The sequence below is a fragment of the Streptomyces sp. GS7 genome, from assembly GCF_009834125.1.
Classification (GTDB): Bacteria; Actinomycetota; Actinomycetes; order Streptomycetales; family Streptomycetaceae; genus Streptomyces.
On the sequence record NZ_CP047146.1, the window covers coordinates 2,852,370 to 2,879,095 of the forward strand.

25 protein-coding genes, 1 tRNA gene and 1 pseudogene are annotated in these 26,726 nt (G+C 71.9%); 22 read left to right on the forward strand and 5 right to left on the reverse strand.

Going from position 1 to position 26,726, the window contains the following annotated elements:
- The first annotated feature begins 21 nt into the window (after positions 1 to 21).
- Complete coding sequence (locus GR130_RS12300; RefSeq protein WP_201304867.1) at positions 22 to 1,569, forward strand: N,N-dimethylformamidase beta subunit family domain-containing protein; 1,548 nt, start codon at positions 22 to 24, stop codon at positions 1,567 to 1,569.
- A 42-nt stretch (positions 1,570 to 1,611) separates the two neighbouring features.
- Here the strand turns inward: GR130_RS12300 and GR130_RS12305 are convergent, their stop codons facing one another.
- Complete coding sequence (locus GR130_RS12305; protein WP_159504763.1) at positions 1,612 to 2,217, reverse strand: GOLPH3/VPS74 family protein; 606 nt, start codon at positions 2,215 to 2,217, stop codon at positions 1,612 to 1,614.
- A gap of 141 nt (positions 2,218 to 2,358) precedes the next feature.
- On the opposite strand from GR130_RS12305, the gene GR130_RS12310 reads away from it, so the two are divergent.
- From GR130_RS12310 to pstS, 10 genes and pseudogenes are all read left to right on the forward strand, one after another.
- Complete coding sequence (locus tag GR130_RS12310) at positions 2,359 to 3,201, forward strand: SDR family oxidoreductase (RefSeq protein ID WP_159504764.1); 843 nt, start codon at positions 2,359 to 2,361, stop codon at positions 3,199 to 3,201.
- Positions 3,202 to 3,253: 52 nt separating this feature from the next.
- Positions 3,254 to 3,721, forward strand: a complete 468-nt coding sequence (locus GR130_RS12315; protein ID WP_159504765.1) for a helix-turn-helix domain-containing protein — start codon at positions 3,254 to 3,256, stop codon at positions 3,719 to 3,721.
- Between the two features lie 10 nt (positions 3,722 to 3,731).
- Complete coding sequence (locus tag GR130_RS12320; RefSeq protein ID WP_159504766.1) at positions 3,732 to 4,148, forward strand: VOC family protein; 417 nt, start codon at positions 3,732 to 3,734, stop codon at positions 4,146 to 4,148.
- Positions 4,149 to 4,353: 205 nt separating this feature from the next.
- Positions 4,354 to 4,716, forward strand: a pseudogene (locus GR130_RS12325) (VOC family protein); the annotation flags it as partial.
- 187 nt (positions 4,717 to 4,903) lie between these two features.
- Positions 4,904 to 5,932 carry an N-acetyl-gamma-glutamyl-phosphate reductase gene (gene argC / locus GR130_RS12330; RefSeq protein WP_159504767.1) on the forward strand — a complete coding sequence of 343 codons (1,029 nt, stop codon included), beginning with the start codon at positions 4,904 to 4,906 and terminating at the stop codon, positions 5,930 to 5,932.
- A 117-nt stretch (positions 5,933 to 6,049) separates the two neighbouring features.
- Positions 6,050 to 7,204: a bifunctional glutamate N-acetyltransferase/amino-acid acetyltransferase ArgJ gene (argJ, locus tag GR130_RS12335; RefSeq protein WP_159504768.1), complete on the forward strand. Its 1,155-nt coding sequence runs from the start codon at positions 6,050 to 6,052 to the stop codon at positions 7,202 to 7,204.
- Complete coding sequence (gene argB / locus GR130_RS12340; protein ID WP_159504769.1) at positions 7,201 to 8,139, forward strand: acetylglutamate kinase; 939 nt, start codon at positions 7,201 to 7,203, stop codon at positions 8,137 to 8,139. Before argJ ends, argB begins: the two co-directional genes overlap by 4 nt.
- Positions 8,136 to 9,368 (forward strand): acetylornithine transaminase, encoded by a 1,233-nt coding sequence (locus GR130_RS12345; protein WP_159504770.1) that lies wholly within the window; start codon positions 8,136 to 8,138, stop codon positions 9,366 to 9,368. The genes argB and GR130_RS12345 overlap by 4 nt, the downstream gene beginning before the upstream one ends.
- 19 nt (positions 9,369 to 9,387) lie before the next feature.
- Positions 9,388 to 9,927, forward strand: a complete 540-nt coding sequence (locus tag GR130_RS12350) for an arginine repressor (protein ID WP_159504771.1) — start codon at positions 9,388 to 9,390, stop codon at positions 9,925 to 9,927.
- Between the two features lie 117 nt (positions 9,928 to 10,044).
- Positions 10,045 to 11,196, forward strand: coding sequence for a phosphate ABC transporter substrate-binding protein PstS (pstS, locus tag GR130_RS12355; protein ID WP_159504772.1), 1,152 nt, complete (start codon positions 10,045 to 10,047; stop codon positions 11,194 to 11,196).
- A gap of 118 nt (positions 11,197 to 11,314) precedes the next feature.
- On the opposite strand, the gene GR130_RS12360 is transcribed toward pstS, so the two are convergent.
- Positions 11,315 to 11,388, reverse strand: a tRNA-Pro gene (locus GR130_RS12360).
- Between the two features lie 180 nt (positions 11,389 to 11,568).
- Between GR130_RS12360 and GR130_RS12365 the strand changes: the two genes are divergently transcribed.
- From GR130_RS12365 to GR130_RS12390, 6 genes are all read left to right on the forward strand, one after another.
- Positions 11,569 to 11,937, forward strand: coding sequence for a DUF488 domain-containing protein (locus GR130_RS12365; RefSeq protein ID WP_236572993.1), 369 nt, complete (start codon positions 11,569 to 11,571; stop codon positions 11,935 to 11,937).
- Between the two features lie 140 nt (positions 11,938 to 12,077).
- Entirely contained in the window at positions 12,078 to 13,280 is a 1,203-nt protein-coding gene (locus GR130_RS12370; RefSeq protein WP_159504774.1) for an argininosuccinate synthase, read from the forward strand.
- 132 nt (positions 13,281 to 13,412) lie between these two features.
- Positions 13,413 to 14,846 (forward strand): argininosuccinate lyase, encoded by a 1,434-nt coding sequence (argH, locus tag GR130_RS12375; protein ID WP_159504775.1) that lies wholly within the window; start codon positions 13,413 to 13,415, stop codon positions 14,844 to 14,846.
- A gap of 188 nt (positions 14,847 to 15,034) precedes the next feature.
- Positions 15,035 to 15,586, forward strand: a complete 552-nt coding sequence (locus GR130_RS12380) for a TetR/AcrR family transcriptional regulator (protein ID WP_159504776.1) — start codon at positions 15,035 to 15,037, stop codon at positions 15,584 to 15,586.
- The gene (locus GR130_RS12385; RefSeq protein ID WP_159504777.1) at positions 15,583 to 17,211 is read left to right on the forward strand and encodes an MFS transporter; all 1,629 of its coding nucleotides are present in this window, start codon (positions 15,583 to 15,585) and stop codon (positions 17,209 to 17,211) included. The genes GR130_RS12380 and GR130_RS12385 overlap by 4 nt, the downstream gene beginning before the upstream one ends.
- Positions 17,212 to 17,465: 254 nt before the next feature.
- Complete coding sequence (locus GR130_RS12390) at positions 17,466 to 19,436, forward strand: bifunctional metallophosphatase/5'-nucleotidase (protein WP_159504778.1); 1,971 nt, start codon at positions 17,466 to 17,468, stop codon at positions 19,434 to 19,436.
- 91 nt (positions 19,437 to 19,527) lie between these two features.
- Here the strand turns inward: GR130_RS12390 and GR130_RS12395 are convergent, their stop codons facing one another.
- Positions 19,528 to 20,196, reverse strand: coding sequence for a lysophospholipid acyltransferase family protein (locus GR130_RS12395; RefSeq protein ID WP_159509923.1), 669 nt, complete (start codon positions 20,194 to 20,196; stop codon positions 19,528 to 19,530).
- A gap of 315 nt (positions 20,197 to 20,511) precedes the next feature.
- Here GR130_RS12395 and GR130_RS12400 point away from each other — a divergent pair, with 315 nt between their 5' ends.
- Together GR130_RS12400 and GR130_RS12405 are read left to right on the forward strand one after the other, a co-directional pair.
- Positions 20,512 to 21,690, forward strand: coding sequence for a glycerophosphodiester phosphodiesterase (locus GR130_RS12400; RefSeq protein ID WP_159504779.1), 1,179 nt, complete (start codon positions 20,512 to 20,514; stop codon positions 21,688 to 21,690).
- A 204-nt stretch (positions 21,691 to 21,894) separates the two neighbouring features.
- A complete protein-coding gene (locus GR130_RS12405; protein WP_159504780.1) occupies positions 21,895 to 22,380 on the forward strand; it encodes a GNAT family N-acetyltransferase in 486 nt (161 codons plus the stop codon).
- A 61-nt stretch (positions 22,381 to 22,441) separates the two neighbouring features.
- Here the strand turns inward: GR130_RS12405 and GR130_RS12410 are convergent, their stop codons facing one another.
- Positions 22,442 to 22,900, reverse strand: coding sequence for a hypothetical protein (locus GR130_RS12410; RefSeq protein WP_159509924.1), 459 nt, complete (start codon positions 22,898 to 22,900; stop codon positions 22,442 to 22,444).
- Positions 22,901 to 22,904: 4 nt separating this feature from the next.
- Positions 22,905 to 23,273: a hypothetical protein gene (locus GR130_RS12415; RefSeq protein WP_159504781.1), complete on the reverse strand. Its 369-nt coding sequence runs from the start codon at positions 23,271 to 23,273 to the stop codon at positions 22,905 to 22,907.
- A 619-nt stretch (positions 23,274 to 23,892) separates the two neighbouring features.
- Here GR130_RS12415 and GR130_RS12420 point away from each other — a divergent pair.
- The 3 genes from GR130_RS12420 to GR130_RS12430 all read left to right on the forward strand — a co-directional run bounded on the left by GR130_RS12420 (position 23,893) and on the right by GR130_RS12430 (position 26,637).
- Complete coding sequence (locus tag GR130_RS12420) at positions 23,893 to 24,948, forward strand: methionine ABC transporter ATP-binding protein (RefSeq protein ID WP_201304869.1); 1,056 nt, start codon at positions 23,893 to 23,895, stop codon at positions 24,946 to 24,948.
- A complete protein-coding gene (locus tag GR130_RS12425) occupies positions 24,945 to 25,679 on the forward strand; it encodes a methionine ABC transporter permease (protein ID WP_159504783.1) in 735 nt (244 codons plus the stop codon). Before GR130_RS12420 ends, GR130_RS12425 begins: the two co-directional genes overlap by 4 nt.
- A gap of 100 nt (positions 25,680 to 25,779) precedes the next feature.
- The gene (locus GR130_RS12430; protein ID WP_159504784.1) at positions 25,780 to 26,637 is read left to right on the forward strand and encodes a MetQ/NlpA family ABC transporter substrate-binding protein; all 858 of its coding nucleotides are present in this window, start codon (positions 25,780 to 25,782) and stop codon (positions 26,635 to 26,637) included.
- Positions 26,638 to 26,726: the final 89 nt, after the last annotated feature.

Genomic DNA, 26,726 nt, shown 5'->3' on the forward strand with positions numbered 1-26,726 from the left:
CGATCCGACGGGAGCGATCCGATGAACGACCGCACGGACGGCGGCCTGGACCGCCGGCACTTCCTCGGCGCCGCGGCGGCCGGTGCCGCCGGTCTCGCCGCGGGCCTCACCGGCTGCGACGCCGAGGAGCGCAACCGGTTCGCGCCCGCCACCGGCGACCAGCCCTCCCTCACCGCCGAGCGGAACCGCCCCGGCAGCCCCGACTGGCGGCTGCGCTCCACCGGTCCGCCCGACGCGATCGCGGGCTATACCGACCGGGTGAGCGTCCTGCCCGGCGAGGAGTTCGGGCTCCATGTCTCCACCACCGCGCCCGGCTACCGGGTCCTGGCCTACCGGGTCGGCTGGTACGGCGGCGCCCAGGCCCGGCTGGTGTGGCGCTCGGACCGGCTGGCCGGGCGGCGCCAACGGGACCCCCGGCTGCTGCCGGAGACCCGTACCGTCCGGGCCGACTGGCCGCGCAGCACCGCTGTCCGCACCGACGGCTGGCCCCCCGGCGCCTACCTGCTCCGCCTCGACGCCGAGCACGGCCACCAGCGCTACGTCCCGCTGATCGTCCGCTCGGCCGCCGCCGCGGGCCGCACCGTCCTGATGCACGCGGTGACGACCTGGCAGGCGTACAACACCTGGGGCGGCTACAGCCTCTACCAGGGCGAGGACGGCTCCTACGCCGGCCGCTCGCTGGCCGTCGCCTTCGACCGCCCCTACGACGCCACCGGCGCCGAGAAGTTCCTGGTCTACGAGCGCGCCCTGGTCGTCCTCGCGGAACGGCTCGGCCTCCCGCTCGCCTACACCACGTCCGTGGACGTCCACCGCGACCCGGCCGCCCTCCACGGGGCGAGTGCGGCCCTCTCCCTCGGCCACGACGAATACTGGACCCCGCAGCAGCGCGACCATGTCACCCGGGCCCGCGACGCGGGCACCAACCTCGCCTTCCTCGGCGCCAACGCCTGCTTCCGCCGCGTCCGCCTGGAGTCCGGCCCGACCGGACCGCTGCGCACGGTCGCCTGCTACAAGACCGACTACCGCGCCGATCCCGGCTTCGCCGCCCACCGCGAGCCGCCCACCCACGACTTCCGCGAGCCGCCGGCCGCCGACCCGGAGTCCGCGCTGACCGGCGTCTTCTACGAGGGCTACCCGACCGACGCCCCGTACGTCGTGCACGCCGCGGACCACTGGCTCTTCAGCGGCACCGGGGTGCGGCCGGGCGACTCCTTCCCGCACCTGGTCGGCGTCGAGTACGACCGGGTCACCCCGGAGGCCCCCACCCCCGCCGAGCTGGAGATCATCGCCCACTCCCCGCTCGTCTGCCAGGGGCGCTCCAGCCACGCCGACTCCGCCTACTACACGGTCCCCAGCGGTGCCGGCGTCTTCGCCACCGGCACCATGCGCTGGGTCGAGGCGCTCATGGCGGGCACCGCCGACGACGGCCGCGACCACGGCATCGACACCCGCGCCGGAGCGTTCGTCACCCGCACCACGGAGAACCTGCTGCACGCCTTCGCCGCGGGCCCGGCGGCCAAGCACCGCCCGGCGCCGCGCCGCAACACCGGCAGCGTCTACGGGACGTGAGGGGCCGGGCCGTTCACCCGAGGAGGCCGGCCCGCCGGTCCGTCACTCGCCCCGCCAGATGTTCTCGAACGCGGCCTCTTCGATGGCGCGCCGCTGCCGCACCGCCGCCAGCTCCTGGAGCGCGTCGCTGACCGTGGCCAGCACGGTCGTCACCGCCTCGTCGACGACGCCGGGCGCCTGCTCGGCCGGTTCCGCGCCGTATCCGAGCGCCGTCGCGAGCGCCATGAGCACCGGCTCCTGCGCCGCCCAGCGGTCCGCGGCCCGCCACCGGGCGGGCGAATCCACCGGCACCGCCGCACCCTTCCGGAACGGCAGCCCCCGGTGGCGCTGCCGGGTGAGCAGACCCTCGTCCTCCAGGACGGTCTCATACGCCTCGGCCAGCCCGCGGCCCCTGCGCCACAGCCAGTCGTCGACGGTCTCGTGGGGCGCGTCCCGTACCAGCGACTCCGCGGCCGTGGCCAGCAGGCGGTCGGAGAGTCCCGGCAGATAGCCCGGCACGATGCGGTCGCCGTCCAGCCGGACGGCCTCGACGCCGAGCAGGTCGATCACCTCGGCCGCGGCGAGCGCGAGCGACAGATCGCCCCGCTCGACAGGATGCCGGGGCGTCAGCTCCAGGCTGATGAGCAACAGATCCCGCGGTGTGGTCATGGCAGCTCCCGACGAGAGGCGACCTCCGCCCGCCCCGCACCCCCTTCTACGACCTTACGGAGCACGGGCGGCGGCTGCATCCCGCACCGCTCCCGCCCGCGCCGGGAGGCGCTCCGGGGCCGCCGGGTGCAAGCTGCCGCCATGGGGCCCACGGGTACGCACGCCGAGAACGCCGGACACACCGCGAACGCCGGGGCCGCCGAGAACTCCGCGAACGTCGGCGCCGCGGCACCGGGCCCACCGTTGGCGGGCTGTGTGGCGCTGGTGACCGGCGCGTCCGGCGGCATCGGGGCGGCCACCGCCCTGGCGCTGGCCCGGGAGGGCGCGGCGCTCGCGCTGGTGGCCCGGCGCGCCGAGCGGCTGGCGGAGCTGACCGACACGATCCGGGCGCGGGGCGGCTCGTGCGCCGCCATCACGGCCGATCTGCGGGACGGCGCCCGCGCCCGGCGCAGCGTCGCGGAGGCCGCCGAGCGCTTCGGGCGGCTGGACGTGCTGGTCAACAACGCCGGTTACGTCGCGATGGGGGCACTGGAGGAGGTCGGCCCCGAGGACCTCGACCGGATGGTCGACCTGAACCTGACGGCCGTTCTGCACCTGTCGCGGGCGGCACTGCCGCATCTGCTGCGCGCGGCGGAGCACGGTCCGCGCGGGGTCGCCGACCTGGTCGCCGTCAGCTCGGTCGCGGGCCGCGTGCCGCGCCGCGGCAACAGCGTGTACTCGGCGACGAAGCACGCGGTGTGCGCGTTCAGCGAGGCCCTGCGCCAGGAGGTGACCGGACGCGGTGTGCGGGTGGGCGTCGTCGAGCCGGGGCTGACCTCGACGGAGATGGCGACCGGTGCCGGGCTGGCCGCGGCCCGCGGCATGGCGCAGGAGTCCTGGCTGCGGGCCGAGGACATCGCGCGCGCCCTCACCTTCATGGTCACCCAGCCCCCGCACGCCGCGATCAACGAGATCATGGTGCGCCCCACGGCCCAGGAGCACTGACCCCCGCACCGGCCCCGGCGGCAGCCGGCCGGGCGGCGTCCGGCGCCGTGCGATGCTGGTGCGCGTGACACTTGAGGACCTGGTCAGGCTGCGCCGCGCACGGGACGTGATGGACCGCGACTACGCGCAGCCGCTGGACGTCCCGTCGCTGGCGAGCATCGCCCTGATGTCCTCCGGGCACTTCTCCCGCAGCTTCCGCGCCGCTTTCGGAGAGACGCCCTACAGCTACCTGATGACCCGCCGTGTCGAGCGGGCCAAGGCGCTGCTGCGGCGGGGCGACCTGAGCGTGACGGAGGTCTGCTTCGCGGTCGGCTGTACGTCCCTGGGGTCGTTCAGCTCGCGCTTCACCGCGCTGGTCGGGGAGACCCCGAGCGCGTACCGGGCCCGCCGCCACGAGGCGGGCGCCGCGATCCCGGCGTGCGTCGCCAAGATCCTCACGCGACCGGTCAGGAACGGCGCACCGGTCGGGGCCGGCGAACCGGTCAGGATCGGAGAAGCGGACTCCGCCGCCGCCTCGTAGCGTCGGAGGCATGGACATCAAGCTCTCGCAGTGCTTCATCGCAGTCGACGACCATGACAAGGCGCTCGCCTTCTACCGCGACGTCCTCGGTCTGGAGGTGCGCAACGACGTCGCGTTCGAGGGGATGCGCTGGGTGACCGTCGGGTCGCCCGCCCAGCCCGACGTCGAGATCGTCCTCGAACCGCCGCTCGCCAACCCCAACGCCTCCCCGGCCGACCGGCAGGCGATGGCGGAACTCCTGGCCAAGGGGAACCTGCGCGGCGTGATCTTCTCCACCGACGACTGCGACGCCACCTTCGAACGGATCCGGTCCGCCGGCGGCGAAGTCCTCCAGGAGCCGATCGACCAGCCCTACGGCGTCCGCGACTGCGCCTTCCGCGACCCGGCCGGCAACATGCTCCGCTTCACCCAGCCCCGCACCCGCTGACCCCTTTCCGCACGTCGCGTTCGTCGCGTCCCGCCACACGTCGTGGTGCCCCCGGCAGCGGCCGCAGGCCGGGCGGCACCGCGACGTCACCCGGCGGGGCCGCGTGCTCCGGTCGGCGAGCCAGACCTTGCGGCCGGTAAGCGAGTTGATCTCTGTTTGGCGACGGTGCGGTGTCGCTGCGGAGCGGGTGCGTAGGATCACCGGCATGGCATTACGACCTGTTCGGGTCAACATCAAGGCTCTCGATGCCTCGGCGGTCGGCCGGTTCTGGGCGGAGGCGCTCGGCCGGAGTGCCTACAGCCCCGGCGTGACCCCGTACGTCGGACGCGTCGGCGGCCCCGTCTGGCCGGACCCGGTCGCCGTCTGCGTCGACGTCGTTCCCGTCCCGGAACCCAAGGCAGCGGCAAAGGACCGTGTGCACCTCGATCTCGCCACCGCCTTCGCGGCCCACCAGGCGGAGCTGGTCGCGCGCCTCCGGGCCCTCGGCGCGACGCCCGCCCACGTGGGCCAGGGCACGGTGCCGTGGACGGTCCTCGCCGACCCGGAGGGCCACGAGTTCTGCGTCCTCGCCCTGCCCTGACGCGGAGCCCCGACGACACCCCGACCCGTGAGCCTTGTGCGCTCATGCGCCATGACCCGGGGTGGGCCGGGCTGCGGCGTCTCGTGAGCCGCAGTCGCCCCCACCGGACCTTGACGCACCTCATTGCATAAAACTGCTGGGGTCCGTATAGTCATGCCATCACGGAGGAGGGTCCATGACGGTACGAGCAGCAGTCGCCGGTGCGAGCGGATACGCGGGAGGTGAGGTCCTGCGCCTGCTCCTGGGGCACCCCGAGGTCGAGATCGGGGCGCTGACCGGGCACTCCAACGCGGGCCAGCGCCTGGGCGCGCTGCAGCCGCACCTCGTTCCGCTGGCCGACCGGGAACTGGCCCCCACCTCCGCCGAGGCGCTGGCCGGCCACGACGTCGTCTTCCTCGCGCTGCCGCACGGGCAGTCCGCGGCGGTCGCCGAGCAGCTCGGGCCGGACGTGCTGATCGTGGACTGCGGCGCGGACTTCCGGCTGCGGGACGCCGCGGACTGGGAGGCGTTCTACGGCTCGGACCACGCGGGCAGCTGGCCGTACGGCCTGCCCGAACTGCCCGGCGGCCGGGCCGCGTTGCGGGGGGCCAAGCGCATCGCGGTCCCGGGCTGCTACCCGACCGCCGTCTCGCTCGCGCTCTTCCCGGCGTACGCCGCCGGTCTCGCCGAGCCGGAGGCCGTGATCGTCGCGGCCACCGGCACCTCGGGGGCGGGCAAGGCCCTCAAGCCGCATCTGCTGGGCTCCGAGGTCATGGGCTCGATGAGCCCGTACGGCGTCGGCGGCGGGCACCGGCACACCCCCGAGATGATCCAGAACCTCAGCGCGGTGGCCGGCGAGCGGGTCACGGTGTCCTTCACCCCGACCCTCGCGCCCATGTCCCGCGGCATCCTCGCCACCTGCTCGGCGAAGGCCGTGCCCGGGACGGACGCCGGGACCGTGCGGGCCGCGTACGAGAAGGCGCTGGCCGACGAGCCGTTCGTCCGGCTGCTGCCCGAGGGCCAGTGGCCGGCGACCGCCTCGGTCCACGGCTCCAACGCCGCGCAGATCCAGGCGGCGTACGACCCGGCGGCCGGCCGGATCATCGCGATCAGCGCCATCGACAACCTCACCAAGGGCACCGCGGGCGGCGCCGTCCAGTCCATGAACATCGCCCTCGGCCTCGACGAGACCGCCGGACTGTCGGCGACCGGGGTCGCACCGTGAGCGGAGAAGCGAACGAGGGGGCGCTGTGAGCGTCGCACGCGCGGCCGCCGGGCCGCGGATGACCACGAAGGCCGCGCCGCTGCGCTGCGCGGGCGGAGAAGCGAACAAGGAGGCGCCGTGAGCGTCACGGCAGCAAAGGGATTCTCCGCGGCGGGTATCGCCGCCGGGATCAAGGAGAACGGGAACCCGGACCTCGCCCTGGTGGTGAACAACGGGCCGCGCCTGGCCGCCGCCGGTGTGTTCACCTCGAACCGGGTCAAGGCGGCGCCGGTCGTCTGGTCCGAGCAGGTCCTCAAGGGCGGCCGGGTCTCCGCGGTGATCCTCAACTCCGGTGGCGCCAACGCCTGTACGGGTCCGCTCGGGTTCCAGGACACCCACGCGACCGCCGAGAAGGTCGCCGAGGTGCTCGACGGGCACAGCGCCGGGGAGGTGGCGGTCGCGTCCACCGGGCTCATCGGACTGCGGCTCCCGATGGACAAGCTGCTGCCGGGAGTCGAGCGGGCCGCGGCCGAACTGACCGAGCACGGCGGCGAGAAGGCCGCCATCGCCATCAAGACCACCGACAGCATCCACAAGACCGCCCAGTCAGGTCAGGACGGCTGGACCGTCGGCGGGATGGCCAAGGGCGCCGGGATGCTCGCACCCGGCCTCGCCACCATGCTCGTGGTGCTGACCACCGACGCCGATCTGCCGGCCGCCGACCTGGACGCGGCGCTGCGCGCGGCCACCCGCACCACCTTCGACCGGGTCGACTCCGACGGCTGCATGTCCACGAACGACACGGTGCTGCTGCTGGCCTCCGGCGCCTCCGGTGTCGTGCCGGACCGGGACGTCTTCGCCGAGGCGGTCCGCACGGTCTGCGACGACCTGGCCCGGCAGCTGATCGGCGACGCCGAGGGCGCCAGCAAGGACATCCGGATCGAGGTCGTGGGCGCGGCCAGCGAGGACGACGCGGTCGAGGTCGGCCGGTCCATCGCGCGCAACAACCTGCTCAAGTGCGCCATCCACGGCGAGGACCCCAACTGGGGCCGGGTGCTCTCCGCCATCGGCACCACCTCCGCCGCCTTCGAGCCGGACCAGCTGAACGTCGCGATCAACGACGTCTGGGTCTGCAAGAACGGCTCGGTGGGGGAGGACCGCGACCTCGTCGACATGCGCTACCGGGAGGTGCGGATCACCGCCGACCTCGCCGCCGGCACCGAGTCCGCGGTCATCTGGTCCAACGACCTCACGGCCGACTACGTCCACGAGAACAGCGCGTACTCGTCATGAGCACTCGCAAGCACACCGCGCTCCCCAAGGCCCGCACGCTCATCGAGGCGCTGCCCTGGCTGACCCGGCACCACGGCAAGACCGTCGTCATCAAGTTCGGCGGCAACGCGATGGTCGACGAGGAGCTGAAGCGCGCCTTCGCGCAGGACGTGGTGTTCCTGCGGCACGCCGGGCTGCGGCCCGTCGTCGTGCACGGCGGCGGGCCGCAGATCAGCGCACAGCTGGAACTGCTCGGCCTGGAGTCGGAGTTCAGGGGCGGGCTCCGGGTGACCTCGCCCGAGGCGATGAACGTCGTACGGATGGTGCTGGCCGGCCAGGTGCAGCGCGAACTGGTCGGGCTGCTCAACGAGCACGGTCCGCTGGCCGTCGGCATGACCGGCGAGGACGCCCACCTGATGACCGCGACCAAGCACTACGCGGACGTCGACGGGCAGTTGGTCGACATCGGCCGGGTCGGCGAGATCACCGCCATCGACCCCGGCGCGGTGCAGGCCCTGCTGGACGACGGACGGATCCCGGTGATCTCGTCCATCGCGCGCAGCAGCGACGAGGGCGATACCTCCGGCGTCTTCAACGTCAACGCCGACACCGCCGCGTCCGCGCTGGCGGCGGCGCTGGGCGCGGAGACACTGATGGTGCTCACCGACGTCGAGGGGCTGTACGAGGACTGGCCGCACAGCGACGAGGTGATCTCCCGGCTCACCGCGAGCGAACTGGAGAAGCTGCTGCCCGATCTGGCCAGCGGCATGGTCCCGAAGATGCAGGGCTGCCTGCACGCCGTACGCAACGGCGTGCACACCGCCCGGGTCATCGACGGGCGGGTCCAGCACTCGATCCTGCTGGAGATCTTCACGGACGAGGGCATCGGCACGATGGTGGTGCCGGACCCCGCGCCGGAAACGGACACGAGCGGCACCCAGGAGGGGACGGAATGAGCGGGTCGGCAGCAACCGAGGGCACCCGGGGCCCGGTGACCAACGAAGGGCTCACCCAGCGCTGGCAGGGCGCCATGATGCACAACTTCGGCACCCCGCGCCTCCCACTCGTCCGCGGCGAGGGCGTCACGGTCTGGGACGCCGACGGCGGGGAGTACCTCGACTTCCTCGGCGGTATCGCGGTCAACGCGCTCGGCCACGCCCACCCGGCGGTGGTCCGCGCCGTCTCCGACCAGATCGCCACCCTCGGCCATGTCTCCAACTTCTTCGTCAGCGAGCCCACCGTGGCCCTCGCCGAGCGGCTGCTCGGGCTCGCCGGCCGCCCGGGCCGGGTCTACTTCTCCAACTCCGGCGCCGAGGCCAACGAGGCCGCCTTCAAGATCGGCCGGCTGACCGGCCGGACCCACATGGTCTCCACCGTCGGCGGCTTCCACGGCCGGACCATGGGCGCCCTCGCCCTCACCGGACAGCCCGCCAAGCAGGGCCCGTTCGCCCCGCTGCCCGGCGAGGTCGACTACGTGCCGTACGGGGACGCCGAGGCGCTGCGCGCCGCCGTCACCACCGACACCGCCTTCGTCATCCTGGAGCCTGTCCAGGGCGAGAACGGCGTGGTGGTCCCGCCGCCCGGCTACCTCCGGGCGGCCCGCGAGATCACCGCGGCCAACGGGACCCTGCTCGTCCTCGACGAGATCCAGACCGGCATCGGCCGGACCGGGCACTGGCTGGAATCCCAGGCACAGGGCGTCGAGGCGGACGTCATCACCCTCGCCAAGGGCCTGGGAGGCGGACTGCCCATCGGCGCCACGCTGGCCTTCGGCGCGGCCGCCGACCTCCTCACCCCGGGCCTGCACGGCTCGACCTTCAGCGGCAACCCGGTCGTCTGCGCCGGTGCCCTCGCCGTCCTGGACACCATCGAGGCGGACGGCGTCCTCGATCACGTCAAGCGGGTCGGCGAGCGGCTGCGTGCCGGGACCGAGGCGCTGGGGCACCCGTTGATCGGCCAGGTCCGCGGGGCGGGTCTGCTCCTGGGTATCGTCTTGACCGAGCCCCTCGCACCGCAGGTGCAGCAGGCGGCTCAGGACGCGGGCCTTCTGGTGAACGCGGTCGCGCCGGACGTCATCCGGCTCGCCCCGCCGCTGATCGTCTCGGACGAGGAGGCGGACACTTTCCTCCGGAAGCTTCCCGGCGTCCTCAACGCGGCCCGCCAAAAGGCCGACGGGGACCGATGATCCGGAGACTGACGCAACGATGACCGTGCCGCAGGACAACGAGTACAACGGTGGCCAGGCCGTACCGCAGACCCGCACCGCCCGCCACCGCCGGATCGTGGACATCCTCAACCGGCAGCCGGTGCGCTCCCAGAGCCAGCTCGCGAGGCTGCTCGCCGACGACGGACTCTCCGTCACCCAGGCGACGCTCTCCCGCGACCTGGACGAACTGGGTGCGGTGAAGATCCGCAACACCGGCGGCGAGCTGATCTACGCGGTGCCCAGCGAGGGCGGCGACCGCAAGCCCCGCGCGCCCCTGGGGGAGTCCGCCAAGGAGGAGCGGATGCGCCGCCTCTCCGGCGAACTCCTCATCTCCGCCGAGGCGTCCGCCAACCTCGTCGTCCTGCGCACCCCGCCGGGCGCCGCCCAGTTCCTGGCGTCCGCCATCGACCAGGCCGAACTCCACGACATCCTCGGCACCATCGCCGGCGACGACACCCTGATGCTCATCAGCCGCGACCCGGCGGGCGGGCAGCAACTGGCGGACCACCTGCTGCGCCTGGCGCAGAAGGCCCACTGACGCACCCGTTCCACCGGAAATCACCCATAGTTCCGATTCATGTGCATATAGTGACGGAGGTCTCACTATCCTCTGCCGCGCCGGCCGAGCCCGGTCCGCGGGAAGGAGCACCAGCGCGTGAAACTCCAGCGGAAGGGCCGGCCGTACACCAAGGCGGCCGGGGTGGCGGTCATCTCCGGCGCCCTGGCGCTGACCGCCTGCGGCTCGAACGGCGGCTCCCCCTCCTCCGGCTCGTCGCCCGGCACCACCAAGCCGCCCACCGCCGGTGCCGGCGCGAACGGCATCGCCTGCGGCAGGGCGGCCGGACTGCTGGCCTCCGGCTCGACGGCGCAGCAGTACGCCATGAAGTTCTGGATCAAGAGCTACACGCACGCCTGCGAGGGCACCAGGATCGACTACACCGGTAACGGCTCCGGCGCCGGCCAGGACCAGTTCCTGGCGGGCAGGACCGCCTTCGCGGGGTCGGACTCCCCGCTGACCGCCGACCAGGTCGCCCGGTCCCGGAAGGTCTGCTCCGACGGCGGCCAGGCGATCCACCTCCCGATGGTCGGCGGGCCGATCGCGGTCGGCTTCAACGTCCCCGGGGTCGACCGGCTGGTCCTGGACGCCCCCACCCTCGCCAAGATCTTCAACGGGCAGATCACGACCTGGAACGACCCGGCGATCGCCCAGCGGAACAAGGACGCCAAGCTGCCGGCGACGCCGATCCAGCCGTTCCACCGCTCCGACTCCTCCGGGACGACGGACAACTTCACCGCGTATCTGCACGCCGCCGCCCCGGACGCCTGGCCGAACGCACACAGCAAGGACTGGACCGGCAAGGGCGGCAAGTCCGCCAAGGGGTCCGCGGACCTCGCCTCCCAGGTCCAGCGGACCGAGGGCGCGATCGGCTACGTCGAGCTGCCGTACGCGGTCGACCGCATGATCCGCACGGTCTCGGTCGACACCGGGGCCCCCATCCCGGCCGACCCCAACGTGATCGCGGCATCCCGGGCGATCGCCGGTGCCCGGACCGCCGGGACCGGCGGCGATGTGCTCCTCGACCTCGACTACGCGACCAAGGACGCCGGTGCCTACCCCATCGACGTGGTCACCTACGAGATCGTCTGCGACAAGGGCAACAAGCCGGCGACCTGGCCCGCCACCAAGGCGTTCCTGGCGTACATCGCCAGCCAGAAAGGCCAGGAGAACCTGACCTTCCAGGGCTACGCGACCCTCCCGGCCAAGGTCATGGACCGGGTCCGCGGCGAGATCGGCAAACTGTCGTGACGTCCGAGCGCCCGCGCTGAAGCACTCCGGCGCAAGCCGGCCGCGCCCCACGGGAAAGCCCCACGGGAAAAGGCCGCTTCCGATACTCGGAAACGGCCTTCGACCTGCAACAACACCGTCGGGACGACAGGATTTGAACCTGCGACCCCTTGACCCCCAGTCAAGTGCGCTACCAAGCTGCGCCACGTCCCGGTGCTCGAACCGGCCGGAGTGTTCCCGGCCGGGCGTGCAGAAGAAAAACTACCCTGTCCCGGCCCATGAATCCAAAGCGGGGCCCCGCCGAGGACGGCAGGCGGTGTCCGTCGGCCCCCTGCGGGGCTCGGGCGGCCGTGTTTCGATGGGGTTATGTCCGCAAAATCCCATAAGGGTGGTGTGTCGACCGTCGATGCCATCCGGGTGCGCCGGGTGTACGACACGCCGGAGCCGGCGGACGGGGCCCGCGTGCTGGTCGACCGGCTGTGGCCCAGGGGGCTGGCCAAGGAGGACGCCCGGCTGACCGAGTGGTGCAAGGACGCGGCGCCCTCGTCCGAGCTGCGGCGCTGGTACCGGCACGAGGGGGAGCGGTTCGAGGAGTTCGCCGCGCGGTACCGCGACGAGCTGGCGGAGGAGCGCGCGCGGGCGGCGCTGCGGCATCTGCGGGAGCTGGCGGCGGACGGTCCGGTGACGCTGCTGACCGCGACCAGGGACCTGTCCCTCAGTCATGTGAAGGTGCTGCTGGAGGCGCTGCGGGAGGGTGAATAGTCCGTGCCGGGCAAGGGGTCGGGCCGCCCGCGCCGGACCGGTGGCGCGCCGCCGGCCTGCACGTCCCCCACGCCATTGACGAAACATACGGCCGAGTGCATACTTATACCTACCAGCGCATGCACCGTAAGGAGAAGCCCGTGACCGAGCGCGTCGTACTCGCCTACTCAGGCGGCTTGGACACCTCCGTCTGCATCGGCTGGATCGCCGAGGAGACGGGCGCCGAGGTCATCGCCGTTGCCGTGGACGTCGGCCAGGGCGGCGAGGACCTGGACGTCATCCGCAAGCGCGCGCTCGCCTGCGGTGCCGTGGAGGCCGAGGTCGCGGACGCCAGGAACGAGTTCGCCGACGAGTACTGCCTCCCGGCGATCAAGGCCAACGCCCTCTATATGGACCGCTATCCGCTGGTCTCCGCGCTCTCGCGGCCGGCCATCGTCAAGCACCTGGTCGCCGCCGCGCGGAAGCACGGCGCGACGACCGTCGCCCACGGCTGCACCGGCAAGGGGAACGACCAGGTGCGCTTCGAGGCGGGGATCTCCTCCCTCGCCCCGGACCTGAAGTGCATCGCACCGGTCCGTGACTACGCGATGACCCGGGACCGGGCGATCGCGTTCTGCGAGGAGAAGAACCTGCCCATCGCGACCACCAGGAAGTCGCCGTACTCCATCGACCAGAACGTCTTCGGGCGGGCCGTGGAGACGGGCTTCCTGGAGGACATCTGGAACGCGCCGATCGAGGACGTCTACGAGTACACGCAGAGCCCGGCCACCCCGCGCGAGGCCGACGAGGTCGTCATCACCTTCGCGTCCGGTGTCCCGGTCGCCGTCGACGGCAGGCCGGTCACCGTCCTCCAGGCGATCCAGGAGCTGAACGAGCGGGCCGGCGTCCAGGGCATCGGCCGGATCGACCTGGTCGAGGACCGGCTGGTCGGCATCAAGTCCCGCGAGGTGTACGAGGCGCCGGGCGCGATCGCCCTGATCACCGCGCACCAGGAGCTGGAGAACGTCACCGTCGAGCGCGAACTGGCCCGCTACAAGCGGCAGGTCGAGCAGCGCTGGGGCGAACTGGTCTACGACGGCCTGTGGTTCTCGCCGCTCAAGCGGGCCCTGGACGGCTTCATCGGCGAGGCCAACGAGGCCGTGTCCGGCGACATCCGGATGACCCTGCACGGTGGCCGCGCGGTCGTCACCGGCCGGAGGTCCGACCGGTCGCTGTACGACTTCCACCTCGCGACCTACGACACCGGCGACACCTTCGACCAGTCGCTCTCCAAGGGCTTCATCGAGCTCTTCGGCATGTCGAGCAAGATCGCCGCACGGCGTGATCTGGCCGGCGGGGCCTGACGGACCCGGCAGGCGGACCCCGACGGGCCCGGCGTGGCCGATTCCGGGCCCGGCTCGTTACTTTTCGTACGACGGCCGCCTCCCCGCCCTCGCAGGGAGGCGGCGGCACATCCACAGCCTTGAGGAGCAGCAGTGAGCAGCAACAGCGGTGAGGTACGGCTCTGGGGCGGCCGGTTCGCCGACGGTCCCGCCGAGGCCCTGGCCCAGCTGTCCGCGTCCGTCCACTTCGACTGGCGGCTCGCGCCGTACGACATCGCCGGCTCGCGCGCGCACGCCCGCGTCCTCCACACGGCGGGCCTGCTCACCGAGGACGAGCTGACGCGGATGCTCGCCGGCCTCGACCAGCTCGAACGCGACGTCGCCGACGGCTCGTTCACCGGCACCGTCGCCGACGAGGACGTGCACACCGCCCTGGAGCGCGGGCTGCTGGAACGGCTCGGTCCGGACCTCGGCGGCAAGCTGCGGGCCGGCCGGTCCCGCAACGACCAGGTCGCCACGCTCTTCCGGATGTACCTGCGCGACCACGCCCGGATCATCGGCGGGCTGATCGCCGACCTCCAGGAAGCGCTCGTCGGCCTCGCCGAGGCGCACCCGGACGTGGCCATGCCGGGCCGTACGCATCTCCAGCACGCCCAGCCGGTGCTCTTCGCCCACCATGTGCTGGCGCATGCGCAGTCGCTGTCGCGGGACGCCGAGCGGCTGCGGCAGTGGGACGAGCGCACCGCCGTCTCGCCGTACGGATCGGGCGCGCTGGCCGGTTCCTCGCTCGGCCTGGACCCGGAGGCGGTCGCCGCGGACCTCGGCTTCGAGCACGGCTCGGTCGGCAACTCCATCGACGGCACCGCCTCGCGGGACTTCGTCGCCGAGTTCGCCTTCATCACGGCGATGGTCGGGGTCAACCTCTCGCGGATCGCCGAGGAGGTCATCATCTGGAACACGAAGGAGTTCTCCTTCGTGACCCTGCACGACGCCTTCTCCACCGGCTCGTCGATCATGCCGCAGAAGAAGAACCCGGACATCGCCGAGCTGGCGCGCGGCAAGTCCGGCCGGCTGATCGGCAACCTGACCGGGCTGCTGGCGACCCTCAAGGCGCTGCCGCTCGCGTACAACCGGGACCTCCAGGAGGACAAGGAGCCGGTCTTCGACTCCTGCGACCAACTGGAGGTGCTGCTCCCGGCGTTCACCGGGATGATGGCCACCCTCACCGTCCACCGCGAGCGGATGGCGGAGCTGGCGCCGGCCGGTTTCTCGCTCGCGACCGACATCGCGGAGTGGCTGGTCAAGCAGGGTGTGCCGTTCCGGGTGGCGCACGAGGTCGCCGGTGAGTGCGTCAAGGAGTGCGAGGCGCACGGCATCGAGCTGGACCAGCTCACCGACGAGCAGTTCGCCAAGATCTCGCCGCATCTGACGCCCGAGGTCCGCGGTGTGCTGAACGTCCCCGGTTCGCTCGCCTCGCGCAGCGGCCGGGGCGGCACGGCGCCGTCCGCGGTGGCGGTGCAGCTCGCCGAGGTACGCGCCGACCTGGTGCGGCAGCAGGAGTGGGCCGAGGCCAAGAAGCGGCCCTGACCGGCATCTGACGACGGAGTACGGCGAAGGCCCCCACCCGACCGGGTGGGGGCCTTCGCCGTACTCCGCGTCCCGGTGCTTTCGCGAGACGGGGGCGGCGATCCCGGACGCACCGCGGACGTAGGTGCCGTGTCGGCGCCTCCTTCCGCCATGAGACATGAATGTCTCATTCGGTTAGACTGTGTCTCATGGCCGTGGATCGTGAACAGGTACTGAAGGAAGCCGCCGCCCTGCTCACCCGCCGGGCGACGACCTCGATGGACGAGATCGCCCGCGCCGCCGGCATCAGCCGGGCGACCCTGCACCGGCACTTCGCGGGCCGGGACGCGCTGATCCGGGCCCTGGAGGAGCACGGGATCGAGCAGCTGGCGCAGGCGATGGACGCCGCCCGGCTCGCCGAGGGGGACGCCGCCGACGCGCTGCGCCGGCTGATCCGCGCGAGCGAACCGGTCGCCGGCGTCCTCGCCTTCCTCTTCACCGAGAACCAGCTCTTCGAGGGCGGCGAGATCAACGCCGGCTGGGCCCGGCTCGACGCGCGGATCACCGAGCTCTTCCGCCGCGGCCAGGAAGAGGGCGACTTCCGCATCGACCTCAGCTCGGCCTGGCTGACCGAGGCGTTCTACGGACTCATCGGCGCGGGCGCCTGGGCGGTGCACGAAGGGCGGGTCGCCCGCAACGACCTCAACCACTCGATCGCCGAGCTGCTGCTCGGTGGCATCCGACGGAGCATGGAGAAATGAGCGAGACCATAGCGTCAGGACGGGCCGGTTCGGCTCATGTGGACGACCAGCCCCGGCCGGGCCGCTGGCTCGCGCTCTCGGTCCTCGTCCTCGCGGTGCTGCTGGTCGGCGTCGACGCCACCGTCCTCGGCCTCGCCACCCCGTTCCTGAGCGAGGATCTGCGGCCGTCCGGGACCCAGTTGCTGTGGATCGGCGACATCTACTCGTTCGTCATCGCCGGTCTGCTGGTGTCCATGGGCAGCCTCGGCGACCGGATCGGCCGGAAGAAGCTGCTGCTGGTCGGCTCGGTCGCGTTCGGCGCGCTGTCGGTGGTCGCCGCGTACGCCACCACCCCGGAGATGATGATCGCCGCCCGGGCCCTCCAGGGCGTGGCCGGCGCAACGCTGATGCCGTCCACCCTCGCGCTGATCCGCAACCTCTTCCACGACCCCAAGGAACGCAGCCTGGCGATCGGCATCTGGGGCGCCATGGCCTCGGCCGGTACCGCCGTCGGGCCGGTCCTCGGCGGCTTTCTGCTGGGCCACTTCTGGTGGGGTTCGGTCTTCCTGATCAACCTTCCGGTGATGGCGCTGCTGGTGGTCGTCGGGGCGAAAGTGATCCCGGAGTCGCGCAATCCGGATCCCGGGCCGTGGGACGTTCCCAGCGTCCTGCTGTCGCTGGTGGGCATCGTCGCCGTCGTCTACGCCATCAAGGAGGCCGCGGTCCACGGCTTCCGCTGGGACATCGGGCTGGCGGCCGCCATCGGCGTCCTCACGCTGATCGTCTTCGTCCGGCGCCAGCACACCCTCGCCTCACCACTGCTGAACATGAAGCTCTTTCAGCACCGCGGGTTCTCCGGCGCGGTGCTGGCGGACCTGCTGACCATCCTGGGGCTGTCCGGGCTGGTGTTCTTCCTCTCCCAGTTCCTCCAGATGGTGCAGTCGCGCACGCCGCTGAACGCCGGGCTCACCGAACTCCCGGCCGCGGTGGGCGCGGTGGGCGCCGGCCTGGCCGCGGGCTGGGTCGCCCGCCGGCTGACGGTACGCGTCGTGGTGGCCGGCGGCCTCGCGGTGGTCGGGCTCTCGCTCGCCGGGTGCATGACCCTGCACGGCGACACCGGCACCCTCGCGTTGTCCGTCATCCTCTTCGTGGTGGGCGTCGGCGCGGGCTTCGCCTTCACGGTCACCGCCGACGTGATCCTCTCCAGCGTCCCGAAGGAGGAGGCGGGCGCCGCCTCCGCGGTCTCCGAGACGGCGTACGAACTCGGCGCCGCGCTCGGCATCGCCCTGCTCGGCTCCATCGTCACCAGCATCTACCGCGGTTTCGGCACCCCGGCCGGGGTGCCCGAGCACGCCGCCGACGCCGCCCGCGAGTCGCTGGGCGGCGCCGTCGAGGCGGCCGGCCAACTCCCCGCCGACCAGGGCGCCGCGCTGCTGAAGGCCGCTCAGGACTCCTTCGTCAACGGCGTGGACACCGCCGCGGGGGTGGGCGCGGTGGTGCTGCTGGGCGCCGCGGTGGCCGCGTGGTTCCTGCTCCGCGGCCAGGAGCTGGCGAACAGCCCGGCCCAGGAGCAGCCCGCGCCGGACGCTGCCGCGCCGGTGACCGGGTCCGGCTCCGCGGCCGGCGGCCCGGCCGAACTCCCGTAGCGTCCCGGACACCCGTAAGGGCGGACCCGGCAGGCGAACGAGGGACAGCGCCGGGCCCCCTGGCCCCGTGCAGGCGTGTCCCGTGGATCACGGCGGTGGACACCCGCCATGATCCACGGGACACGCCCCCGGGGGCGACTGTCCCTCGCCGTTCATGCCCGGTATGCGTCCTCGTGGCCGGATGTCCCGTGCGGCTCGTTTGACTCTCCCGTCGTCCCCCCAACGGTCGGCCCCGCTCAGGAGAGTGACGCAGAGTGCGCGACATCGGACGACGGTCCTTCTTCACCGCTGCGGGGGCGATGGCCACCGCCAGCGCCATCGGCAGCAACGCCTACGCCACCGGCCACGCCCGTGACGCGGCCACCGCCGACGAGTACGTCGACGTCCAGCTCCTCAACATCACCGATCTGCACGGCTACCTGCAGGGCGCGCCGGGCGCCAACTCCGTCATCACCGGCGCCGGCGGCAAGCGCTACACCGTGGGCGGCGTCGCCTTCATGGCCGCCCACCTGGAGCGGCTGCGTGCCGGGCGGCACAACTCGATCTTCTTCGCCCCCGGAGACCTCTTCTCCGGCTGGGAGTTCGACGCCTCCTCCTTCGCCGACGAGCCCACCATCGAGGCCCTCAACGCCATGGGCCTGGACTTCGCCTCGGCCGGCAACCACGAATTCGACAAGTCCGCGGCGTTTCTGACGTCGCACATGGAACGCGGCGAGTCCTTCCGGGTCGCCGGCCGGGACGACTCCTTCACCGACTCCACCGGCCACCGCTTCCGCGGAGCGGACTTCCCGTACTACAGCGCCAACATGGTGTGGCACGAGACCGGCAAGCGGGTGCTGCCCCCGTACAACATCGTGCACGTCGACGCCGGCCACGGCCGCAGACTGCCGATCGGCTTCATCCACCTGACCGCCATCGGCACCGAGTCCTTCCCCGGCTCCTACCAGCCGGGCCTGCGCACCCTGGACGAGCTGGAGACCGCCAACCGCTGTGCCGCGGAACTGAAGTCACGCGGCGTCAACGCGATCGTGCTCAGCATGCACGACGGCGCGGTGGCCGGCAGCGACTTCTCCAGCGGCAGCAACCCGTCGGGCCCGGCCTACGAGCTGGCGCTGCGCGCCTCCGCCGACATCGACGCCATCGTCACCGGCCACTGGCACTGCGCCTTCACGATGATGCTGCCCGACCCCAAGGGCGCCCCCCGCCCGTTCGTCGAGGCCGGCTGCTACGGCCAGATCATCAACGAGATCAATCTGCGGCTGGACCGCCGCACCGGCAAGGTCATCCGCTCGCTGACCACCGCGGTCAACCACCCCAACACCCGCGATGTGGCCCCGGACAAGGAGCTGCGGTCGATCGCCGACTACTGGGCGGGCTACGGCGCCCGGCGCGCCCGCACCCGGATCGGCACCCAGTCCGCCTCCTTCACCCGGCAGCGCAACGCCGCGGGGGAGTCCACGATGGGCGACCTCGTCGCCGACTGGGCGCTGTGGGCCGGCGGGCAGCCGCACGGCCCGATGGACGACCCCGCGGCCCACCGCAACGTCCCCGCCGAACTCGCCGTCATCGCGGTCGCCCCGCGCGTCGGCTCCGCGATCATCTCCGCCGACCTGGAACGTGACGAGGAGGCGGATGGCGTCATCACCTTCGGGCAGGCGTGGAACGCGGTCGGCTTCGGCGACCCGATCATGACCGTCACCGTCACCGGGCAGCAGATCCACGACGCCCTGGAGGAGCAGTGGGCGCCCGCCCACGGCGGCGGCCTGGCCTTCGCCCCGCTGGCCGTCTCCGGCAACGTCCGCTACACCTTCGACGCCACGGGCAAGGTCGGCCGCCGGATCGACCCCGCCGAGGTCTTCATCGACGGCAAGGCCCTCGACCGCGCCCGCACCTACCGCCTGGCCGCCCCCTCCTACACCCTCATCAACCAGGACGGCTTCAGCGCCTTCACCGGATTCACCGAACCCGTCCGGCACAGCCGCGACTTCGAGAGCTTCGTCGCCTTCGTCCGCACCAGGAAGCACCTGGCGCCGGCCCCGCTGAACCGCGTCGCGGTCAAGAACGCGCACGTCCCCGGCGCCCGCACCGGCATCGTCGCCGTGGAGCAGCAGCTCCTCCACGTGGTCGGCGGCAACATCCCGCGGCCCGAAGCGGCCCTGCGGGCGGCGCTGACCGGCGGCGCCGAGGGCCAGCGCGCCCCCGGCGGCTTCCGGGTGCCCTGCTGACCGGCGCGCCTTGTGACGGTCCGGACTCACGCACCGGGCCCCATCCCGCGGTATACGGAAGGGGCCCGGCGTCGTGGTCAGGGGGCAGGGGTCAGGCGGCCCTGGCCTTGGTGGCGTAGATGTCGACGTACTCCTGGCCGGACAGCTCCATGACGTCGCTCATCACCTCGTCGGTGACCGCCCGCAGCACATAGCGGTCGCGGTCCATGCCGTCGTACCGCGAGAAGTCCAGCGCCTCACCGAAGCGCACCGTCACCGGGGCGATGTGCGGACGGCCCTTGCCGCCGGGCTGCACCTTGTCCGTACCGATCATGGCGAACGGGACGACCGGGGCGCCGGTCATCAGGGCGAGCCGGGCGATGCCCGTACGGCCGCGGTACAGCCGGCCGTCGGGGGAGCGGGTGCCTTCCGGGTAGATGCCGAAGGCCTGGCCCTCCTCCAGGATCCGGCGGCCGGTCATCAGCGCCGCGACCCCGCCGTGCCCGCCGTCGCGGTCCACCGGGATCATGCCGGCGGTGGTGAAGAACCAGGCCATCAGGCGGCCCTTGACGCCCTTGCCGGTGACGTACTCGTCCTTGCCGATGAAGAACACCGGGCGCTTGACGACCAGGCTCAGGAACAGCGAGTCGATGAAGGTGACGTGGTTGCCGGCCAGAATCACCGGGCCGGTCTCCGGGATGCGCTCGATGCCCTCGACCTTCGGGCGGAACAGGACACGCATCACCAGTCCGAGAATCGCCTTCAGCACAATGCGGGACAACGGGTCCTCCGGGTCGTGGCTGGACAGGTCAAGGGAGCGCAGTTCTCTGCCGCCCAGGACCATACTCGCGGGTTACCCCTGCTCGCACATCGGGTTCACCAAGGCGATACGCAGAGTTGACGCGGGTTACGTTCATGGTCCCTCCAACAACCCCCTGTCGTCTCGTCGATGTCGCCCGTTCGTGCTTACGATCGGGCGACGCCCCGGGTGACGTGCTCAGGACACCTCCTGGGATGTCTCTTGATACACCGGAAAACCGCGAAAAGTCCGGAAACCGGCCGGACGGGCAACGCGACGCGCAGCGAGGAGCACCGTATGGAGAAGCGGCAGGAGCCAGGACGGCGGACGGTGCTGGGGGCCGCGGCGCTCGGCGCCGGAGCGGCGGTGTTCGCCGCCGCCGGCCCGGCCACCGCGGCCACCGCGGCGGATCCGGACGGCCGGCCGGCCCGGCCGACGCCCGCCGGGCGGCCCGCGAAGCTGCCCGTCCCGTTCGTCATCGGCCACCGCGGCGCCAGCGGCTACCGCCCGGAGCACACCTTCGGCTCCTACCAACTCGCCCTCGACATGGGCGCGGACGTCATCGAGGCCGGCGACCTCGTCCCCACCAAGGACGGACACCTGGTCTGCCGGCACGAGCCGGACATCTCCGCCACCACCGATGTCGCCGACCACCGGGAGTTCGCCGGCCGCAAGACCACCAAGACCGTGGACGGCAAGAAGATCACCGGCTGGTTCACCGAGGACTTCACGCTCGCCGAGCTGAAGACCCTGCGCGCCAAGGAGCGCATCCCCGACGTCCGCCAGCACAACACCCTCTACAACGGGCACTGGGAGATAGCCACCTTCGAAGAGGTCCTCCAGTGGGCCGAGCGCGAGGGGCGCCGCCGCGGCCGCCCGGTGTGGATCTACCCGGAGACCAAGCACCCCACCTACTTCCGCAAGCTGGGCCTGGGCATCGAGGAGCCGCTCGCCAAGCTGCTGCGCCGGTACGGCCGGCACACCGCGCACGCCCCCAACCTGTTGCAGTCCTTCGAGTCCAGCAGTCTCCGCCGCCTCAGCGAACTGGGCGTGAAGTGCCCGAAGGTCGTCCTGCTCGACGAACCGTCCGTCAGGCCCTGGGACTTCGTCGAGTCCGGCGACCCGCGTACCACCGCCGACCTCCTCAAGCCCGAGGGGCTCAAGTGGATCGCCGGCTTCGCCCAGGGCATCGGCCCCTGGCTGCCGCAGATCATCGCGCAGGACGACAAGGGCAAGCTCGGCAAGCCCACCACCCTTGTCCGCGACGCGCACGCCGCGGGGCTGTTCCTCACCCCGTACACCGTGCGGAACGAGAACAACTTCCTACCGCTGGACTTCCGGGTGGGTGAGAACCCGGGCGACTACGGCGACTCGCTCGCGTACTTCAAGGCGCTCTACGCGACCGGTATCGACGGCCTGTTCTCCGACAACCCGGACACCGCGGTGCTCGCCGCCGAGGAGTTCCGCCGGCACTGACCGCCCGCGCGTCCCGGACCGGCGCCATGTCGCCCCATCCGCCCCCGTACTCATCTGAGTTGGGAATGTCACAGGGGAGCTTGGCGCCGGTCCGTTCCGCTTGTCCCGAATGCCTGCGCAGAATGCTCGCGCCGGAGATTGCCGCGCCTGATTTGCGGGGACTCCGGAAGCGAGCAGCGAACCGAAAAGGGGAGGCAAACGCGCATGGGCACGAGCGTGACCATCTCTGCGGCGACCGACGACGACGCCGAACAGATCCTCAAACTCCAGTACCTCTGCTACCAGACGGAGGCCGCGCTCTACGACGACTACGCCATCGAGCCGCTGACCCAGACGCTGCACGCCCTGTGCGCCGAACTCGGCGAGGGCTGCGTGATGGTGGCCAGACTCGGGCAGGAGGTGGTCGGATCGGTCCGCGGCACGGTCGACGCCGACGGCACCGCGAAGATCGCCAAACTGATGGTGCATCCGCGCCTCCAGCGGCACGGCCTCGGTGGGCGGCTGCTGGCCGCCGTCGAGGAACGGCTCGCCGCCGAGCGGTCCGCCAAGCGCTACCGCCTGCTCACCGGCCACCGCAGCGAGGGCAACCTCCGGCTCTACCGCAGCCACGGCTACGCGCCGGTGGGCACCGAGCGGCGCACCGGTCGGCTGAGCGTGGTCACGCTGGAGAAGCAGCTCACCGGAGCGTAGGACGCCGGGACGGGCCCGCGCCGGTGGCGGGCCCGTACCTCCGACGCGGCCGTCGCGCCGCTCAGGCCGCCGCTTTCGCGCGGGCCCGGCGGAGCCAGATCAGACCGGTGACCGGCAGGATGACGGGGATGAAGAGGTAGCCCATCCCGTAGTCCGACCAGACTGTGGCGTCCGGGAACGCGGCCGAGTCGACCAGCGTCCAGGTGCCGATGCCGAACACCCCCAGCAGCTCCAGCCGGCAGCAGGCGATCGCCGCCCTGCGGGCGCCCTCCCCGCCCCGCACCAGCGAGAACGTGATGAACCCGTACACGACCGCGGAGACCGCCGAGAGGCTGTACGCCAGCGGGGCCCGGTCGAACTGGGCGATCAGCTGGTAGAGCGAGCGGGACGCGGCGGCCACCGTGAAGATCCCGTAGAGCGTGACCAGCAGCCGCCCCGGGCCGGTGCCCAGCGACAGCCTTCCGGCCGGGGCCGCGCCCCGGGCGTCCTGCGCCGCGGCGCTCGTCGTGGTCTCGGGCACTGCCTCAGGCACTGCCGCCTCCCCAGATGTCGAAGAGTCTCACTTCCAGTACGGCCAGCACCACGGCGCCCGCCGCGACGGTGGCCGAACCCCACCGGGTGCGCTCCGAGAGCGACATGAACCCGGTCGCCGGTACGCAGGCGGCGGCCCCGAGCAGATACGCCACGAACAGCGCGGTGCCCTTGTCCGGCGACTGGCCGCGCGCCAACTGCACGAAGGCGATGACCAGTTGGACGATGCAGAGCAGCGACACGACGGCCATACCGATGAAGTGCCAGTCCTTGGTGGGCTGGTCGCGGTAGGCCGCGAAGCCGCACCAGACGGCCAGGGCGAGAGCGGCGACGCCGACCGCGATCGTCAGCGCGTCGATCACCGGGGCCTCCGGACGACGCGCTCGCGCGCCATGGGGTTGTGGGGCATGGGCCGATGCTAATCCGCGGCGCGTGGCGGGCCGCGCCCGACCCCGCCACGGCACCCGGAGGCGCGCCGGCCGTGGCGTTGGCCACAGCGCGCCCCGCGGCGGGGCGGGAGCCGGCTTCCGCCGTCCCGGGCCGCCGGAGACGTCCGCGCAGGCCACGGGCGCCCGGCCGGGAGCGGCGGCGCGGAGCAGGGCGCCGTCCACCCTGCGATCAGCGATGTCCGATATACGGACAGGCTTGAAGGGGTCGCGCCGCTGTCTGGTTTACTGGCCGACATGACCACGACGAGCTACCGCACCCCTGCGACCGAGGCGTCCAACGCGCCCGGTGCTCGTTGCATGTGTCGAATGTGTGACCGCTGAGGGCCCCCGCCTGAGCCTCGCGCCCCGAAGCGAGACCCGCTGCCATGCGCCGTACGTCACCCCACAGACGCCACCGGCCGCCCCGCGTCACCGGAACCCGGAGCCGGGCCCCGCGCCCGCCGCCGCTCCGCGTTCCCCTCTGCCGCACTCGCAAGAATGCCCCGTGCCCGGCGGGCGAGCCGCCGAGCACTCGACAGTGACGGAATTCCCTGTGATCACCACAACGGGCCTGACCAAGGTCTACCGTTCAGGAGACCGCGAGGTCACCGCCCTGGACGGCGTCGATCTGCACGTCCGCGAAGGCGAGGTGTACGGCGTCATCGGCCAGAGCGGCGCCGGTAAATCCACCCTCATCCGCTGCCTCAACCTCCTGGAACGCCCCACCTCCGGCACGGTCACCGTGGCCGGCCAGGACCTCACGGCGCTGGCCGGCAACCAGAAGCGCGCCAACGCCGCCCTGCGCGCCGCGCGCAGCCACATCGGCATGGTCTTCCAGCACTTCAACCTGCTGTCCTCGCGCACCGTCCAGGACAACGTCGAACTGCCGCTGGAAATCCTCAAGGTCGACCGCCGCGAGCGCTCCCGCAAGGCCCTGGAACTGCTGGACCTGGTCGGCCTCGCCGACAAGGCCCAGGCGTACCCGGCCCAACTCTCCGGCGGCCAGAAGCAGCGCGTCGGCATCGCCCGGGCACTGGCCGGCGACCCCAAGGTGCTGCTGTCCGACGAGGCCACCAGCGCCCTGGACCCGGAGACCACCCGCTCCATCCTCCAGCTGCTGCGCGACCTCAACCGCCAGCTCGGCCTGACCATCGTGCTCATCACGCACGAGATGGACGTCGTCAAGACCATCTGCGACTCCGCCGCGCTGATGAAGAACGGCCGCGTCGTCGAGCAGGGCACCGTCGCCGAACTCCTCGCCACCCCCGGCTCCGAACTCGCCCGGGAACTCTTCCCGGTCGGCGGCGAGCCCTCGGCCGAGGACCGTACGGTCGTCGACATCACCTTCCACGGCGAGGCCGCCACCCGCCCCGTGGTGTCCGAACTCGCGCGCACCTACAACGTCGACATCTCGATCCTCGGCGCCGCCATGGACACCGTCGGCGGCAAGCAGATCGGCCGGATGCGGATCGAACTCCCCGGCCGCTTCGAGGACAACGTCGTGCCCATCGGCTTCCTGCGCGAGCAGGGTCTCCAGGTGGACGTCGTCGGCGACGCCGAGACCGGCGCCGTCGGCACCGCCCCGCTCCAGAAGGAAGATGCCAAGTGAGCTGGAACGACATGCAGCCGCTGCTGTACGACAACACGCTCGACACCCTCTTCATGGTGTGGTGGTCGACGTTCTACGCGGTGCTCGTCGGCATACCCGTAGGCGTACTGCTGCATCTGACCGACCGCGGCGCCATGCTCCAGAACGTCGTGGTGAACAAGGTCCTCGGCGCGATCGCGAACATCGGGCGGTCCTTCCCGTTCCTGATCCTGATCGTGGTCCTGATCCCCTTCACCCGGCTCGTCGTCGGCGTCTCCATCGGCCCGACCGGCGCGGTCGTCCCGCTGGCCATCGCCGCCATCCCCTTCTTCGCCCGCCTCGTGGAGGCCGCCCTGCGCGAGGTCGACCACGGCCTGGTCGAGGCCGCCCAGGCGATGGGCGGCGGCACCTGGACCATCGTCTTCAAGGTGCTGCTCCCGCAGGCGCTGCCGGCACTGGTCGCGGCCGTCACCACCACCGTCATCACGCTGATCGGCTACTCCGCGATCGCCGGCGCGGTCGGCGGCGGCGGCCTGGGCAACCTCGCCTACACCTACGGCTACCAGCAGTACGAGACCTCGCTCATGATCACCACCGTCGTGGAGCTGATCGTCCTGGTCACCCTCGTCCAGCTGCTCGGCGACCTGATCGTGCGCCGGCTGGCCCGCCGCGGCGGCCGCGCCGCGACCGTACGCGTCGGACTGCGCCGCGTCCGGGCCGAGGAGCCGGCGGCCGTCACCGAGGCCGCCTGACACCCGAACCACCCGCGTCACCCGCACCCCGAAGCCCGGACCCTTTGCCGGGCGTACCCCACACGGAAACCCCCGTGTGTACAAGAAAGAGGCACTCTTCGTGCGTAACACCATCAAGATCACCGCGGCCATAGCCGCCGCCTCCGCGGTCGCCCTCGGCGCGAGCGCCTGCAGCGCACCGTCCGACACGACCGCGAGCAGCGACAAGAGCGACAAGAACGCCCCCCTGGTCGTCGCGGCCAGCCCCACCCCGCACGCCACGATCCTCGACTACGTCAAGGACAAGCTGGCGCCGCAGGTGGGCCTCAAGCTCGTCGTCAAGCCGTTCAACGACTACAAGATCCCCAACAAGGTCACCGACGACGGCCAGGTCGACGCCAACTTCTTCCAGCACAAGCCGTTCCTGGACACCTTCAACAAGGAGAACGGCACCCACATCGTCCCGGTCGTGAACGTCGAGATCGAGCCGCTCGGCATCTACTCCAAGAAGATCCACAAGCTCTCCGACCTCAAGTCCGGCTCCACCGTCTCGGTCCCCAACGACCCCTCCAACGAGGGCCGTGCGCTCAAGCTGCTCGCCGACAACGGTGTGATCACCCTCAAGCCCGGGGTCGGCTCCGACGCCAAGCTGACCGACGTCAAGGACAACAAGGGCATCAAGATCACCGAGCTGGAGGCCGCGCAGACCGCGCCCCGCATCGACGACGTCGACGCCGCCGTCATCAACGGCAACTTCGCCGTCGGCGCGCACCTCAAGCCGTCCACCGACGCCCTGGCCCTGGAGAAGGCGAAGGGCAACCCCTACGCCAACTTCCTGGCCGTCAAGAAGGGCCACGAGAACGACCCGCGGATCAAGAAGCTCGCCCAGCTCCTGAACTCCGACGAGGTCAAGAAGTTCATCGAGGACAAGTACAAGGACGGCTCGGTCATCCCGGCCTTCGGCCCGGTCAAGAGCTGACGCCGGCCCCGTCAGGAGCCGAGGCACGGACGGGGGTGGGGCGCAGGGGTGCCGTCCACGGAGATGAGGGCGCGCTCCTCTATTCCCCG

What these genes read in the sequence shown, in the direction of transcription:
- GR130_RS12405 (WP_159504780.1), top strand. Translation starts at nt 21,895, where the DNA reads ATGGGCACGAGCGTGACCATCTCTGCGGCGACCGACGACGACGCCGAA.
- GR130_RS12345 (WP_159504770.1), top strand. Translation starts at nt 8,136, where the DNA reads ATGAGCGGGTCGGCAGCAACCGAGGGCACCCGGGGCCCGGTGACCAAC.
- GR130_RS12385 (WP_159504777.1), top strand. Translation starts at nt 15,583, where the DNA reads ATGAGCGAGACCATAGCGTCAGGACGGGCCGGTTCGGCTCATGTGGAC.
- GR130_RS12320 (WP_159504766.1), top strand. Translation starts at nt 3,732, where the DNA reads ATGGACATCAAGCTCTCGCAGTGCTTCATCGCAGTCGACGACCATGAC.
- GR130_RS12380 (WP_159504776.1), top strand. Translation starts at nt 15,035, where the DNA reads ATGGCCGTGGATCGTGAACAGGTACTGAAGGAAGCCGCCGCCCTGCTC.
- argC (WP_159504767.1), top strand. Translation starts at nt 4,904, where the DNA reads ATGACGGTACGAGCAGCAGTCGCCGGTGCGAGCGGATACGCGGGAGGT.
- GR130_RS12315 (WP_159504765.1), top strand. Translation starts at nt 3,254, where the DNA reads ATGCTGGTGCGCGTGACACTTGAGGACCTGGTCAGGCTGCGCCGCGCA.
- GR130_RS12350 (WP_159504771.1), top strand. Translation starts at nt 9,388, where the DNA reads ATGACCGTGCCGCAGGACAACGAGTACAACGGTGGCCAGGCCGTACCG.
- argB (WP_159504769.1), top strand. Translation starts at nt 7,201, where the DNA reads ATGAGCACTCGCAAGCACACCGCGCTCCCCAAGGCCCGCACGCTCATC.
- GR130_RS12310 (WP_159504764.1), top strand. Translation starts at nt 2,359, where the DNA reads ATGGGGCCCACGGGTACGCACGCCGAGAACGCCGGACACACCGCGAAC.
- GR130_RS12400 (WP_159504779.1), top strand. Translation starts at nt 20,512, where the DNA reads ATGGAGAAGCGGCAGGAGCCAGGACGGCGGACGGTGCTGGGGGCCGCG.
- GR130_RS12305 (WP_159504763.1), bottom strand. Translation starts at nt 2,217, where the DNA reads ATGACCACACCGCGGGATCTGTTGCTCATCAGCCTGGAGCTGACGCCC.
- GR130_RS12300 (WP_201304867.1), top strand. Translation starts at nt 22, where the DNA reads ATGAACGACCGCACGGACGGCGGCCTGGACCGCCGGCACTTCCTCGGC.